Genomic DNA, 14,121 nt, shown 5'->3' on the forward strand with positions numbered 1-14,121 from the left:
CTGATGCCTACTGCCGGTCGCGGATACCCGCTCGACGGATACGTGGTTGTGGATCTGTCGGTGGGTATCGCCGGGGCGTACTGCACCAAGCTTCTGGCCGACGGCGGTGCCCAGGTCATCAAAGTCGAACCACCCGAGGGTGATCCGTTGCGCAGGTGGTCCGCCTCGGGCGCACAAATCGCGCCGGACTCCGATGGTGCCCTGTTCAGTCACCTGGCCTGCTCCAAGGACAGCGTCGCGGTCGACCCGGACAACCCCGACGATCTCGAACTCCTGGAAAAGCTGCTGACCGGGGCCGATGCCGTTGTGTGGTCGCGTGACTCGCGCATCACCGAGCAACCATTGTTGACCGCCGAAGAGATCCATCGCAGGTATCCGCACCTGACCGTCACCGCGATCACGCCATTCGGCTTGGCGGGACCGTGGAGCGATCGGCCGGCCACCGAGTTCACCTTGCAGGCCGCCTCGGGCGGCGTCGTCGGGCTCGGACGAGGATCACCGGACCGGGCGCCCGTCCACGTCGGTGGCCAGGTGGGTGAATGGCTCACCGGCGCTTACGCGAGCGTGGGGACACTCGCATCGAGAATCGGCACCACCGACAGCGGCATCGGCGACTTGGTCGACGTCTCGATGCTGGAAACCGAGATCCTCTGTCTCACCTACTATTCCGTCAGCTTCTTCGATGTTCTACAGCGACCGTTCCGAACCAAGCGCGCCACCAGTGTTCCCGGTGTGGCCACCGCGGCCGACGGGCTGGTGGCGCTCGGCTGCGGCACCATGCAGCAGTGGTTCGACCTCGCGGTCATGGTCGGGCATCCGGAGTGGATTGATGAGGAATCGACACTCACACTCACCGAGCGGGCTCAGCAGCACGCGCCGGACATCTACGCCTGGCTGTCCGAGCAGGATGTCGATGGCATCCGCGACTTCGCCAGTGCGCTGCGCATTCCCAATGCCCCGGTCGTCGATGGTGGGAATGCGACTGCGCAGGAACATTTCCGAGAGCGTCAGAGTTTCACCACGAACCCGCGGGACGGATTCGACCAGCCCACTTCGCCTTTCCGGATGCAGCCGGCGCAACTTCGTCCACCGGAGCCGGCACCTCACCTCGGCGAGCACACCGAGTACCACCGTGCCGAGCCACTGCGCCGGCGCGCAAAACCCAAGAATCCCCAGGCCCAGAAGCAACTTCCTTTTGCCGGGCTGCGGGTTCTGGACATGACCGCATACTGGGCCGGCCCGTCCTGCACGCATTTTCTCGCGATGCTCGGCGCCGAGGTGATCCACCTGGAGTCGACCCGTCGGCCCGACGGAACCCGGCTCATCGCGGGTGTTCCCGTCACCGAAGACCAGTGGTGGGAAAGATCGCCCATCTTCTCTGGCCTGAACACCAACAAGAAGAGCCTGACCATTGACTTCCAGACCGACCGTGGGCAGCAGCTGCTCCGAGAACTCGTGGCGACGTCCGACATCATCGTCGAGAATTACACGCCGCGAGTACTCGATCAGATCGGTCTGGACTTCGCCGGGGTCCACGCCCTGCGTCCGGACGCAATCATGGTGCGGATGCCGGGCTTCGGTCTCGACGGACCCTGGCGGGAGAACCCGGCATTTGCGTACGTCATCGAGGATGCGTCCGGATTGACCTGGCTGACAGGCTATCCCGATGCCAATCCACTCGAGCCGTATTCTCTGGGTGATCCGAATGCCGGAATCCATGCGCTGGGCGCACTGTTATTGGCCTTGGAGCACCGCAAGCGCACGGGAGAAGGTGTGCAGGTCGAGGTCGCGATGGTCGACGCGGCGCTGGCCATCGCCGCCGAGCAAGTCACCGAGTACTCGGCATACGGGAACATCCTGCAGCGGGATGGAAATCGAGGACCCGTGGCCGCGCCGCAAAACCTCTACCTGACCGCCGACGTCGATGAGTTCGGGCGAAATGACTGCTGGATCGCGGTGGCGGTGGCCACCGACACTCAGTGGACCGCAATGCAAAAAGCGCTCGGCGGACCCGAGTGGGTGACGGACCCCCGGTTCGACGACGCCGCCGGTCGTCGCCGCCATCACGACCTCATCGACGCCGAACTCGCCGCCTTCTTCCTGATGATGAGCAGCGAGGGCGCCGTCGAACTACTCTGCGAGGCCGGGGTACCCGCGGCGAAAGTCATGCAGCCGCACCGGACAATCGAAATTCCGCAGCTCGCGTTCCGAGGGTTCTTCGAGCAGGTGGATCATCCGGTCAACGGCCCCGCGGCCCACAGCACCATACCGATCCGGTTCACCGACAGCATCGACCACTTCCATCAGACGCCGGCACCACTCCTCGGTGAACACAACCAGCAGATCTTGTCCGAGCTCGGACTCACCGATGACGAAATCGCCGCGTTGCAGACCGACGGCATCATCGGCACGACACCCGATCGATAGTTCCCCAGCGCAGACGCTCCATCTGTACGAGGACGCTCCACAAATTTGTGGAGCGTCCTCGTACAGATGGAGCGTTTGCGGGGTGGGGTGGGGCGGGTTCGGGCGCTACCAGGTGACCGGCAGCTGATAGACGCCGAAGGCCAGGCGGTCGTGCTTGAATTCGACTTCTTCGAACGGAATGGCCAACTTCAGGTTCGGGATCCGCCGAAGCAGGGTCTGGAAGACGATCTGTAACTCCACCCGCGCGAGCTGCTGACCTACGCACTGGTGAACACCGAAACCGAAGCCGACCTGCTGGCGGGCGGGCCGGAGAATATCCAGCTTGTCGGGCTCGGGAAACTCCCTGGCATCCCAGTTGGCCGGGGCCAGGTCGATGATGATGCCCTCCCCCGCCTTGATCGTCTTGCCGCCGATCTCGATGTCCTCCACCGCAACTCGCCGTTGCCCGTTCTGAATGATGCTCAGATAGCGCATCAGTTCTTCAACAGCGTTGGCCAGCACCTTCGGGTCATCGGAGTCACGCAGCAGCGCAAATTGTTCCGGGTTCTGCAGTAGCGCCAGCGTGCCGAGCGAAATCATGTTGGCACTGGTCTCATGGCCGGCGATCAGCAGTCCGGTGCCGAGCTGCGCGGCCTCCCGCATGGTGATTTCTTCGGCGCGAACCCGCTCGGCCAGTTCGGTCACGATGTCCTCGGCCGGTTCGTCCATTTTTTTCTTGACCAGCTTGATCAGGTACCTGGCCAACCCGGTCCGGCCCTCTGCCGCCTGCTCGGCCGAGGCAAACCGGCTCACCCCCGTGGTCGCGTGCGCCTGGAAGAACTCGTGATCCTCGTAGGGCACGCCCAGCATTTCGGTGATCACCAGGGACGGCACCGGCAGCGCGAGCTCCTCGACCAGGTCGGCGGGTTGCGGGCCGGCCAGGATCGCGTCGATGTGCTCATCGGTGATCCGCTGGATGGCCGGACGCATCGCGTCGACGCGCTTGAAGGTGAAGGGACGGGTCAACATTCGACGGAACTTGGTGTGCTCCTCACCATCGGAGGTGAAGACCGACCGCGGACGCAGATCAACCGTCGACAGCATGCCCTCATTCCAGTGTGGGAAGCCCGGGCGCCTGTCGTCGACGCTGACCCGCGGATCACCCATCAGAGCCTTCAGCTCGGGGTAGCCCGTGACCAGCCATGGAGTGCTGCCGTCCCAGATCCGGACGCGGCTCAACGGTTCGGTGTCCGTGAGTGCCCGCACCTGCGGCGGAGGTGCGAACGGACACTGCGCCGACCGCTCCATCGGGTAGTCCGGAACGTCCCCGGTTCCTTCGATTGTGGTGCTGGGCAGCGAGTCAGACATGGTCACTCCTTTGGGGGGTTATCGGAAGATCGAGGGCGGTACGCGGGCGCTACGGATGCGCTCATTCCTCCACGTGGATGGCCATTGCGGGACATACCGCCGCTGCTCCTCTGACGTGACCATGCAGTTCGACGGGTGGATGATCGTCGAGCAACTCGACGATCCCGTCGTCATCACGTTGATCGAAAACATCTGCCGCCTCGAAGACGCACTGTCCGGCAGCAATGCACTTGGATTGTTCGACCGTCACTTTCATACGGGCCTTCTTTCTCCGTTGCTGTGGGCAGCGGCAGACGACTTGTCCGAGAAGTTCCGCTTCTTCAACGGTTTACCGGCGACCGTGCCACCGTCGACCGGTAGGACCGTTCCCGTCACGTAAGAGGAACGATCACTACCGAAGTACAGGGCAACTTCTGCCACGTCCCCGGGCTCGCCGTCCCGCTTGAGTGGCCGGTCGGCCTTCATGGCCTCGCGCACGCCCCTGGTGAACCGCTCCCCCGCCTCCGGCGGCATCTTTGCCGCGGACGTGGCGAGCAATGAGGTGGGAATGTTGCCCGGTGCAATGCAATTGACGCGAATGTCGTACTCGGCCAGTTCGATGGCCGCCGATTTCGTGAAGTGGATGGCGGCGGCTTTGGACGCCCGATAGGTCATCACACCGCCGCCTGCCAGCACGCCGCCCACCGACGACACGTTGATGATCGAGCCGCCGTTGGCAGTTGCCATGTAGCGGGCTGCGTTTCGGGTACCGAGCATCACCCCGAGGAGGTTGACCCCCATCACATGATGAAAGTCGGCCAGGTCATCCTGCAGGAAGTTCTTGTGCATGACCCCGGGGACTCCAGCGTTGTTGACCATGATGTCCAGTGCGCCAAACGTATCCACCGCGACCGAGACGAGCTGTTCGACCTGCAACGGGTCGGAGACATCTGTCGTTTGGAATAGCGCTTCGGGCCCATACGCGGCGGCGAGGGATTCGCCACCGACCCGGTCGGTGTCCGCGATCACCACGCGGGCCCCTTCGGCAAGGAACCTCTCGACCGTCGCGGCGCCGATCCCCGCGGCCCCGCCCGTCACCACTGCGACCTTGCCTGACAGTTCGCCCATCGCCATCACTTCCGTTGTTCGGTCGTGCGCGCACTCGCGCACTGGTTCTCGAAGAATTCGATGAGAAGTCGGCTCACCGCGGCCGGCTGTTCTATCTGTGGGCAATGACCGGCCTGTGGGATCACCGCCGCGGAGCCCGCCCGCACCTGGTCGGCCAGTTCTTTTGCCCAACCTGGCGGCAGGAGTTTGTCGCACTCACCCTCGACGACCAGTGCGGGCACCTCGATCCGCTCATGGGGCCGACCAGTCGTCACCGGAGGTGTCGTCGCCAGTCCCGGCCGCCGGAATCTGGCTGCCGCCACCGCTTCCCATGCTCCCGGCGCTGTGGCGGACTCGTGGCGCCGACGTACATAGTCGTCATCCGCCGCGTATCTCGCGTCGTGGAACAGTGCTTCCACAATCTGGCGCATCGCCGGCATGGTGGCGTCGTAGTCGTACAGCGCGTGCATGTGTTGGCCCTGCTGGATTTCTCCACCGCCGCACATGGCCACCAGGCTCCGGACCGGTAGCAGCGGACGGTCTGACGTGAGGTCGGCCAACAGCATGACCGCCCCCATCGAGTTTCCGACGAAGTGGGCCGAGTCCACACCCAGCACCCGACACCAGGCTGCGATGTGCCGTATTCGCAGTCCGCGGCCGTCATTGAAGTCGACCACCTTCGCCGATTCGCCGAAGCCCAGCATATCGGGTGCGAGAACATGAAACCGCTCGGCGAGAGGATCGAAAATGCGCTCGAAGCCCAACTCTGCACTGGCACCGAACTCTCCACCGTGCAAGAGCACCACGGTCGCACCCGAGCCGCCTTCGAGGTAGCTGGTCAAATGCCCGTCAACCACCACATGTCGGCGTGAAATATGGTCGGTCGAGCACCGGCCGGCCGAGACCGTCATGACCGCCGCCCACCCGCGCTCGCGAAGGTCAGCACCTGCCCGGCCAGCATGTCCAACTGCCCGCGGACCGCCTCGTCCGTCAATTCGCCTGATTCATCCCAGATCTGGTCAGCGGAGTTGATCGCAACGCCCAAAGGTGTCGGCCAGGCCCGCAACGCGTGCCCAATCGACCGGAGTTGCCCCAGCGTGCCCACGGCCGCCTGCCAGCCGTAGGCGCAAGAGATGCAACCCCACGGCGTGTTGTCCAGGTATGCCCGCGGTTCGTCGCGCAGGTCCTCGATGTAGTCGATCGCATTCTTGATCAGCCCCGAGACGCCACCGTGGTAACCAGGGGACGACACGATCACCGCGTCGGCACTGCGCAGGGAATCAACCAGTTTGCGCGCCTGCGGCGTCCGTTCCAGTTCGTGCGGCGAGTACATCGGCATGTCGAGGTCGGCGCCGCTGTAGATCTCGGTACGTCCACCTTGCCGCTCGATCGATTCGAGGCAGAACCGCAGCACCCGCTCGGTGGACGAATTGGTGCGCAGTGTGCCGCCGAGTCCGACCACCAGGGGTCTGGCTTCGGACCGCACTGCCGAACCGGACGTTGCCACGTTCGGCGCCGTCGCCCTGTTTGTCGCCGTCGTACTGTGTGTCATCGTGGGCTACTTGATCGCTATCGGATTGACCGGCGACCCCACGGCCCCGGTGACGCGCAAAGGTGGCGCGATCAACTGGAACTCGTAGATACCGTCGGCCGCGCAATCGGCGGCCAACGCATTCAGATCCCAGTATTCGCCGAGCATCAACCCCATGTCGCGCAGACAGAGCATGTGCATCGGAAGGAACGTCCCCTCGACTGCCGAGACCGGATCCTCGACCATCAGGTTGTCAGCTGCGACCGCGGCCACTTCGTGATCGTGCAACCACGATGCGCAGGTCCAGTCGAGTCCGGCTCCGGGTTCGGATCCGGCACCGGTGGTGAGGAATCGTGCCCACCAACCTGTTCGGACCAGGACAACGTCACCGCGTCGGATGGTGACCCCCTGAGCCCGAGCGACGTCGTCGAGTTCGGCAGGGGTGATCGTCTGTCCGTGTTCGAGATACAAGTCGGCCCCGCGATGGCGGACGACGTCGAGCAGCACCCCGCGGGACGTGATCCCTTTGCCGTCGACCTTGTCGATCCCACAGTGCTTGGCACCCATGCTCGTCACCGAATCGGCCGGAAAGTTGTTGTACAGCTTGTCTTCGTAGTACACGTGGGACAGAGCGTCCCACTGTGTCGCGGCCTGCAGCGGCATGATGATCATGTCGTCGTTGAACCGGAACGGATTGTCCTCGCCTGCAAAGAAGCCGCTCAGTTCCTGGCCCACCGAGTTGATATCCCAATCCGCGCAGTGCTTGAGCAAGGTTTCGGCGTCGCCGCCGTCCACCGTCATCACGTGGACGGGATTTTGCCGAAATTTGAAGGCACCCTGGGGACCGGACGATCCGAAGTCGACCCCGAGCGGAAACACCTTGCCCTGCTTGACCAGGGACGCCGCTTCGGCCACCTTGTCGGCCGTGATGAAGTTGAGGGTGCCGAGTTCATCAGCGCTGCCCCACCGGCCCCAGTTCCGGACCTCGTCTGCAACGCGGCGAAAGTCTTTCATGGTGGACATCGCAGTCGGTTCGACGGTACTGACTCCGCTGTGGTCGCTCATGTCAATTCCTTGCGTCAGGTGTATGTACTTGTTGGTCGGTGGCCTGGATGGCTCCAACAGGGTCACGCATCTCATTGCTGTTCACGATTCCGCCGTCAACCCAAAGAACTTGGCCTGATACGTAACTGGCGGCATTGCTACCCAGAAAGACCAGAACTGCCGCTTGTTCTTGCGGGGTCGACACGCGCCCCAGCGGTTTCGGTATGTCGTCAAGGTACTCCGGGCCGTACGCCGTGCGCAGCTGATCGAGTATGGGCGTCTCGGTCACCCCGGGAGCCGTGCAATTGATTCGGATACCCTGCGCACCAAAGTATTCAGAGTTTCGAATGCAGTAGTGGATGATCGCCTCTTTGGACAATGTGTAGCCACCATTGGCATGTGCTTCCGGATGGTCTCGACACCACTGCACTCCCTCGGCCATCGACCTGGTTCCGAGCAGTTCGGCAACGGTGGCCCGATTGTCGCGATACCCGGACGCGGCCATCGAAGAGACGCAGGAAATCGAAGAGCCGTCCGGCATCCGGCCCACCAGCGATTCGGTCAGATACCGCATCCCGAGGAAGTTGATCGTCACCACCAGAAGCGAATTCCCGATCCCGGAGGACACCCCGGCAATGTTGAAGAGAGCATCCACCTCACGCTCGCCGATCGCAGCGATGGCGCGGTCGATCGACTCCCGATCAGCGAGGTCCACCTGATGGAACTCGCTGATCGGAAAGTCCTGGCCCGGCGCAGCTATGTCGAGACCGATGACTTCGGCACCCAGCTCGGCACTCTGCCTCGCGACCTGTTCACCGATGCCCGATGAGCATCCGGTGACCACGACACGACGGCCGTCGTAGCGCAACAGCTGGTCTAGATGGCCCATGACCGGAATACCTGCGCCGTGGCAATCACTGTGCCGCTGCCTCCTTTGCGGCCTGCGCCGCCTGGACCCGGCCTTCGTTGATCTCCGCCATGGCCTCGGGAATTTCGCTCGCGGTGAAGCTTCCACCGCGACCGGTCGGCAATCCGCCGAACGAGTAGTTGGGGTCGAACTCCGGCGCTCGCGACTCCGGGCGGCGGGCCTCGACTTTTTCGATGACCGGGGCAAGTCGCTGCGCCTTTGCCTTGACGGCCTTTTCGTCCCGCTCGATGAATTCCGGGAGGACCTCTTTGCCCATGAGTTCGATCGACTCCATCGTCGCTTCGTGACACCTCGGATTGAGCAGCAGGATGATTTCGTCGACCCCGCTCTCCTCGTAGCCACGCAGGAACTCGCGAACCATCTCTGGCGAACCGATGGCCCCGCGGCCCGGACCGTAGGCCAGGGTGTCGTCATTGGCCACCTCTTCGAGGTAGCGTTCCCACACACCGGTGCGACCCGGAACATGCTGTCCGGTCATGTAGTAGTGCATGATCCCGAAGGAGAAGAAACCGCCACCGAGTCCGAGGCGATCAAGTGCCTGCTTCTCCGTCGGCGCGACCATCATCGACAGGTCCCCGCCGATCGCGAGGATGTTCGGGTTGATCTCCGGCGTCGACGGGACGCCGCGCTCTTCGAATTCCTGGTAGTACGAGGCCACTCGGTCGCCCAACGGTCCGGGACCGGTGTAGGCGAAACTCAGTGCGCCAATGGCCTTTTGCGCAGCCATCTGCACCGACGACGGGCGGGTACAGGCAACCCACACCGGCGGATGCGCCTTCTGCATCGGCTTCGGGATCACGTTGCGGGCCGGCATCTCGATGTGCTCACCCTTGAATCCGGTGAACGGTTCCTCGGTCATGCAGCGAATGGTGACCTCGAGGGCTTCCTCCCACTGTCCACGCTTGTCCGCCGGATCGATGTTGAACCCGGCGAGTTCGGCAACGGAGGACGATTCACCAGTTCCGAACTCCACTCGGCCACCGGAGATGAGGTCGAGCGTCGAGACGCGCTCGGCGACACGTGCGGGGTGATTGATCAGCGGCGGCAGATGCATCACACCGAAGCCGAGTCGAATGTCCTTGGTCCGTTGGCTGGCAGCGGCGAGGAACATCTCGGGTGCCGTTGAGTGGCAATACTCTTCGAGGAAGTGGTGTTCGGTGAGCCATACCGTCGAGAATCCCGCCTTGTCGGCGGCCTCCACCTCGGCCAAGCCCTCTTGGAACATCTTGTATTCGTCGTCCTGCGTCCACGGACGTGGCAGCGCGAACTCATAGAACAAGGAAATCTTCATGGTTACCTCCGATGGGAATGAAACGGTTGTGAGAGAAGAACGGAATCTTCGTGCTGTGTAGCGTCTTCGCCGGGTGGTGCGTTCTCCGCGATATGACATGCAGCGACATATCCAAAGGTCATGGCCGGCCCGATGGTGGCCCCGGCCCCGGCGTAACTCCGGCCCATCACCGCCGCGGAGGTGTTGCCCACCGCGTACAGACCACTGACAACGGAGTTGTCGTCGCGCAGGACGCGGGCGTGTTCGTCGGTACGGAGTCCACCGGAGGTCCCGAGATCACCCAGCACCATCCGGAAGGCGTAGTACGGCGGCTTCACCAGCGGATACAGGTTGGGGTTGGGCAATGTCGGGTCGCCATAGTAGTTGTCGTAACTGCTGTCACCGCGGTTGAAGTCGTCGTCATGGCCTCGCCGTGCGAGGCCATTGAAACGCTCTGCGGTCCTGGTGAGTTCGTCGATCGGCACCCCGATCTTGGTGGCGAGTTCCGCCAAGGTGGAACCTTCGTGGACAACTCCTGATTGCAACCACTCCTTCGGCATCTTGCGCCCGGTGAGTACCGGCGCGAACGGAATCTTGGGTAACGGCAGGTGTCCTGCCACGACGTACTTCGCCCACGACCGTGAGTCCGTGATGAGCCAGCAGGGAATGTGGGCAACACCTGTCTTCTCGCCTTCGATCATCGCGTGGCTGAAGTCCATGTACGGCGCCGCCTCGTTGCAGAATCGGCGCCCGGCACCGTTGACCACGAACTGCGACGGCATCATCCGTTCGTTCAGCATGAACTGCATTCGGCCGTCGGGCCATTGAATCGCCGGAAACCACCAGGCCTCATCGAGTAATTCTGTTGCGGCCCCGACTTTCTCGGCCGCCCGGATCCCGTCACCGGTCGCCAACGGATTTCCGAAACTCCAATCGTCTGCCAGGACCGGCTGATGTTCTCGGCGCCAGTTCATGTCGTGATCGAATCCCCCGGTCGCGAGAATCACGGCCCGGCGGGCCCGGATCCGCAACGTGGCCCCCTCGTGTTCGACCACCGCGCCCAGCACCGACCGATCAGGACCTTCGATCAGCTCGATCATCGGCGAATCCAGCCAGAGCGGGATGTTGTGCTCTTTCATGGCCAGCCGGAGCCGCGCCACCAGCGATTGGCCGATGGCGGCGATCCGGTCACCGAATACATGGGCCCGGAACATGCGCCACAGCAGTTTGAACAGGACAGCCTTGCCCGCCCAGGACTGCCGGATCCGGTAGAACGCACGCAGATCCTTCGGGCCCAGCCACACACCCTTCGGCGCAAGCGCCAAGGGCGTCAACAGGTTCTGTTCTTCATCGCCGAGCTCTTGGAGGTCGATCGGTGGGACGTTGATAGTGCTGCCACGCTCGGAGCCCCCCGGCAATTCCGGGTAATAGTCCGCATAGCCCGGTTTCCAGACGAACTCGAGCCAGGGGCTCGACTTCTCCAGGAAGCCCATCATCTCCGGGGCGGTCTTGACGTACTGCGCGATACGTTCGTCACTGACCAGTCCACCGGTGATCGCACGCAGGTACTCCTGCACCCCGGCCGGATCCGGCGCATACCCCTCGCGGCGCTGGGCGGGGGCGCCCGGAACCCAGATGCCACCTCCTGACAACGCGGTCGAACCACCGAATTGCGAACCCTTCTCCACCACCAGGGTTTCCAGACCGGCGTCACCGGCCGCCAGTGCCGCAGTCATCCCACCGCCACCTGACCCGATCACCAGCACGTCGACTGTTTTGTCGTAGTCGCTGCGGGACGTGCTCACCGCCATGTCTGAATCCACCCCTACGTCCTCCTCTCCGGTTGTCGGTTCGCTTGTCATGGACGGACCCCGGCACTGCGCGTCGCAGATCGGATCGCAAATCCGGCAATCAGTTCGGGTGCGGCCCGGTAGTAGCGCACCGGTGTCTCGTAGGGCCCTTGAGTGGCCATCGCCGCGAATGCGGCCACCCAGGTACGGATCTCGTGTGCCGAGTTGCCGGCCTCACTGCTGATCTGCACGTTGGACCAGCCATCGAACTCGTCGAGCCGGCCGGAATCGATGATCTCCAGGAACTCACGATCCCAATCCGGATTGAGTGGTCGAAGCGGGCCACGGCCTGCGGCAAAGTCCTGCGCTGCCTCGATGACGGCACTCTGCCGGGCCGAACGTTGCTCGGGTGTCTGGCTGCCGCCGTGCACCATTCGCTCGCGGACCCCACCGGTTGCCGTGGCCAGCCGCGGTACCGGCGGATCGTGCGACAACCCACCTGAGCCGATGATGAGCACCCGCTGATCCAGACCTGCGAGATAGTTGCCGACTGCCTCACCAAGCGCCCGCACCCGGTACAACGGACCGAGCGGCGCCGCAACGGAATTGACGAAGATCGGTATCACCGGCAGTGCACGCGAGTCACCGAGCAGGCGTTGCAGAGGCTGGACGGTCCCATGGTCGACGTCCATCGATTCAGAGACCGCAACATCGACACCGGCTTCGAGCACTGACCGCGCGCACGCATCGGCAAGGTCTCGTGGGACATCCAGCGGATCGGCCTGGGTGCCGTAGTCACCGACGCCGCGAGCGGCATTGCCGATGCAAAAGGGTGGCATCACCCGGTAGAAGAAGCCGTTGTAATGATCCGGCGAAAAGATCACCACCAGTTCAGGATCCCAACGCCGAACGAAGTCGGCGGCCTCTTCGAGCGCGGCCCCGACGTCGTCGACGAGGTCCGGCGGTGTGCCCGGGAGTTCAAGCAGGGGGCTGTGCGAGACGCAGCAAAGTGCCAGCGGCATCGGTATCTCCTTCCCCTGGTCCGGCCTGCCCTGATCTGACCTGCCCTGCTCCGAGTACGTCTAGCAGGGCAGCACTTGTTTCCGGGGCACGTTGTGCGACGCAGGCTGCGGCTATACATCGGTCCGGCCGCAGGAACAGAACCGAGTCGGTCTGCGTGTCGAACCAGCGCTTCACCTGACCGCTGCTGTCGCCGATCACGATCACGTCGGGATCATCGTGACCGGTCCATTCGAGCTGGCACTGCGGCCGGGCCGTGATGAATCTGGCGCCCTGGGCTTTCCACGCCGCGAACTGCTGATCGCCCAGCACGGTGCGCGGATGGTTGTTCCAGCACAGCACCGCGAACCAGGCACCCAGCACGTCGTCGAGCAGAACCCCTGTGCGATCGCGGGTGTCCACCCGCGGCTGAATGAACAGGGTCCCAACCGCCGACCGAGCTGGACGGGGGTCGGCATGGACCACCGCACCCTGCTCATACCGGGGCATCGGCTTGAAGCGCATGGTCAGCACGTAGTTCTTCAGGGCCGGGAGCACGGACGCACCGCGGATCAGCAGATCACGTGCCGCGGCAACCCGCCTGTTCGTCGGCGAGATGACCTTGCCCACCATGGTCGACAGATCGATCATCGCTCGGGCATGGCTGCGTCGTTCGCTGTCGTAGGTGTCCAGTAGAACGTCATCGGCGCGACCGGTCACCACTGCGGCCAGCTTCCATCCGAGATTGGCCGCGTCGCGGATCCCGCTGTTGTAGCCCTGGCCCTGCCACACCGGCATCAGATGCGCGGCGTCACCGGCCAGCAGTATCCGGCCCTTCCGGAAAGCACTGGCGATCCGGGAGTGGTGCGTGTACACCCGACGCCGGATCACATCGAGTTGATCCGGGTACGGCACGAGTGGCGCAAGCAGTTTCGCCAGAAACTCCGGTCTCTGCGCGTCCTCGTCGCTCTCGCCGGAGTGGATCATGAACTCGAACCTGCGAATGCCGTGGGCGATCGACACCGACACGTTGGGACGCGCCGGGTCGGCGGCCACCTCGATGTTCGGGTGACCGAGCGGATCGGTCGCCAGGTCGACAACCAGCCATCGTGTCGGCGATGTCGTCCCCTCGAACGACACCCCCATCAAATGCCTTGTCGCACTCCGCCCGCCATCGCATCCGACCACGTAGCGCGCTCCCACGGTCCGGCGTCCTCCGGTACCGGCGAGTTCGACCACCACAACGTCTCCGGTGTCGTCGGCCGCCACCATCGGAGAATTCCAGGCCACCTGAACATGATCGAAACGCCTCAGCCCGGTCAGTAGCTCCGCGTCGACAAGAGGCTGAACAAATGCGTTGCGCTTGGGCCATCCGAATGAGGTATCGGTGGGCGCGATTTCGGCCAACAGCCGCCGTTTCGCGTCGACAAACCGCAAGATCTGGTTCGGGCTGGTGTGCGGGAGTACTTGTTCGACCAGGCCGATCGCCTGGAAGGTACGCAGGGATTCGTCGTCCAGACCCACCCCCCGCGGATAGTCGATCAACGTGTTCCGCTCATCGACCACCAGTGTCCGAACATTCTGGAGACCAAGGATGTTGGCAAGGGTGAGCCCCACCGGGCCGGCACCGACAATCACCACATCGAACTGCGCCGTCTGTGGCGCGCGACCGACCCGGTCCTCCCCGATCGTCCCACCG

At 63.7% G+C, this 14,121-nt stretch carries 12 protein-coding genes; 1 reads left to right on the plus strand and 11 read right to left on the minus strand.

Annotation, left to right across the window (positions count from 1 at the left end):
- Positions 1-3 precede the first annotated feature (3 nt).
- Positions 4-2,427, plus strand: coding sequence for a CaiB/BaiF CoA-transferase family protein (locus AC1TQG_RS21285; RefSeq protein ID WP_482140002.1), 2,424 nt, complete (start codon positions 4-6; stop codon positions 2,425-2,427).
- A gap of 105 nt (positions 2,428-2,532) precedes the next feature.
- Here AC1TQG_RS21285 and AC1TQG_RS21290 read toward each other — a convergent pair whose 3' ends face one another.
- From AC1TQG_RS21290 to AC1TQG_RS21340, 11 genes are all read right to left on the minus strand, one after another.
- Positions 2,533-3,774 (minus strand): cytochrome P450, encoded by a 1,242-nt coding sequence (locus AC1TQG_RS21290; protein ID WP_482140004.1) that lies wholly within the window; start codon positions 3,772-3,774, stop codon positions 2,533-2,535.
- Positions 3,775-3,835: 61 nt separating this feature from the next.
- The gene (locus AC1TQG_RS21295; RefSeq protein ID WP_482140006.1) at positions 3,836-4,030 is read right to left on the minus strand and encodes a ferredoxin; all 195 of its coding nucleotides are present in this window, start codon (positions 4,028-4,030) and stop codon (positions 3,836-3,838) included.
- Positions 4,027-4,887 (minus strand): SDR family NAD(P)-dependent oxidoreductase, encoded by an 861-nt coding sequence (locus tag AC1TQG_RS21300; protein ID WP_482140008.1) that lies wholly within the window; start codon positions 4,885-4,887, stop codon positions 4,027-4,029. Before AC1TQG_RS21300 ends, AC1TQG_RS21295 begins: the two co-directional genes overlap by 4 nt.
- Complete coding sequence (locus tag AC1TQG_RS21305; protein ID WP_482140010.1) at positions 4,887-5,771, minus strand: alpha/beta fold hydrolase; 885 nt, start codon at positions 5,769-5,771, stop codon at positions 4,887-4,889. The genes AC1TQG_RS21300 and AC1TQG_RS21305 overlap by 1 nt, the downstream gene beginning before the upstream one ends.
- The gene (locus AC1TQG_RS21310) at positions 5,768-6,412 is read right to left on the minus strand and encodes an NADPH-dependent FMN reductase (RefSeq protein ID WP_482140012.1); all 645 of its coding nucleotides are present in this window, start codon (positions 6,410-6,412) and stop codon (positions 5,768-5,770) included. Before AC1TQG_RS21310 ends, AC1TQG_RS21305 begins: the two co-directional genes overlap by 4 nt.
- 6 nt (positions 6,413-6,418) lie before the next feature.
- Positions 6,419-7,414 (minus strand): cyclase family protein, encoded by a 996-nt coding sequence (locus AC1TQG_RS21315; protein ID WP_482141387.1) that lies wholly within the window; start codon positions 7,412-7,414, stop codon positions 6,419-6,421.
- Positions 7,415-7,457: 43 nt separating this feature from the next.
- Entirely contained in the window at positions 7,458-8,324 is an 867-nt protein-coding gene (locus AC1TQG_RS21320; protein ID WP_482140014.1) for a coniferyl-alcohol dehydrogenase, read from the minus strand.
- A gap of 25 nt (positions 8,325-8,349) precedes the next feature.
- On the minus strand, positions 8,350-9,654 hold the full coding sequence (locus AC1TQG_RS21325) for an LLM class flavin-dependent oxidoreductase (protein ID WP_482140016.1): 1,305 nt from the start codon (positions 9,652-9,654) through the stop codon (positions 8,350-8,352).
- Between the two features lie 2 nt (positions 9,655-9,656).
- On the minus strand, positions 9,657-11,444 hold the full coding sequence (locus AC1TQG_RS21330) for an FAD-binding protein (protein ID WP_482141389.1): 1,788 nt from the start codon (positions 11,442-11,444) through the stop codon (positions 9,657-9,659).
- A 47-nt stretch (positions 11,445-11,491) separates the two neighbouring features.
- The gene (locus AC1TQG_RS21335) at positions 11,492-12,445 is read right to left on the minus strand and encodes a 3-carboxyethylcatechol 2,3-dioxygenase (RefSeq protein WP_482140017.1); all 954 of its coding nucleotides are present in this window, start codon (positions 12,443-12,445) and stop codon (positions 11,492-11,494) included.
- Positions 12,402-14,111, minus strand: a complete 1,710-nt coding sequence (locus AC1TQG_RS21340; RefSeq protein WP_482141391.1) for a bifunctional 3-(3-hydroxy-phenyl)propionate/3-hydroxycinnamic acid hydroxylase — start codon at positions 14,109-14,111, stop codon at positions 12,402-12,404. The genes AC1TQG_RS21335 and AC1TQG_RS21340 overlap by 44 nt, the downstream gene beginning before the upstream one ends.
- Positions 14,112-14,121 lie beyond the last annotated feature (10 nt).

The sequence above is a fragment of the Williamsia sp. Y844 genome, assembly GCF_056786475.1.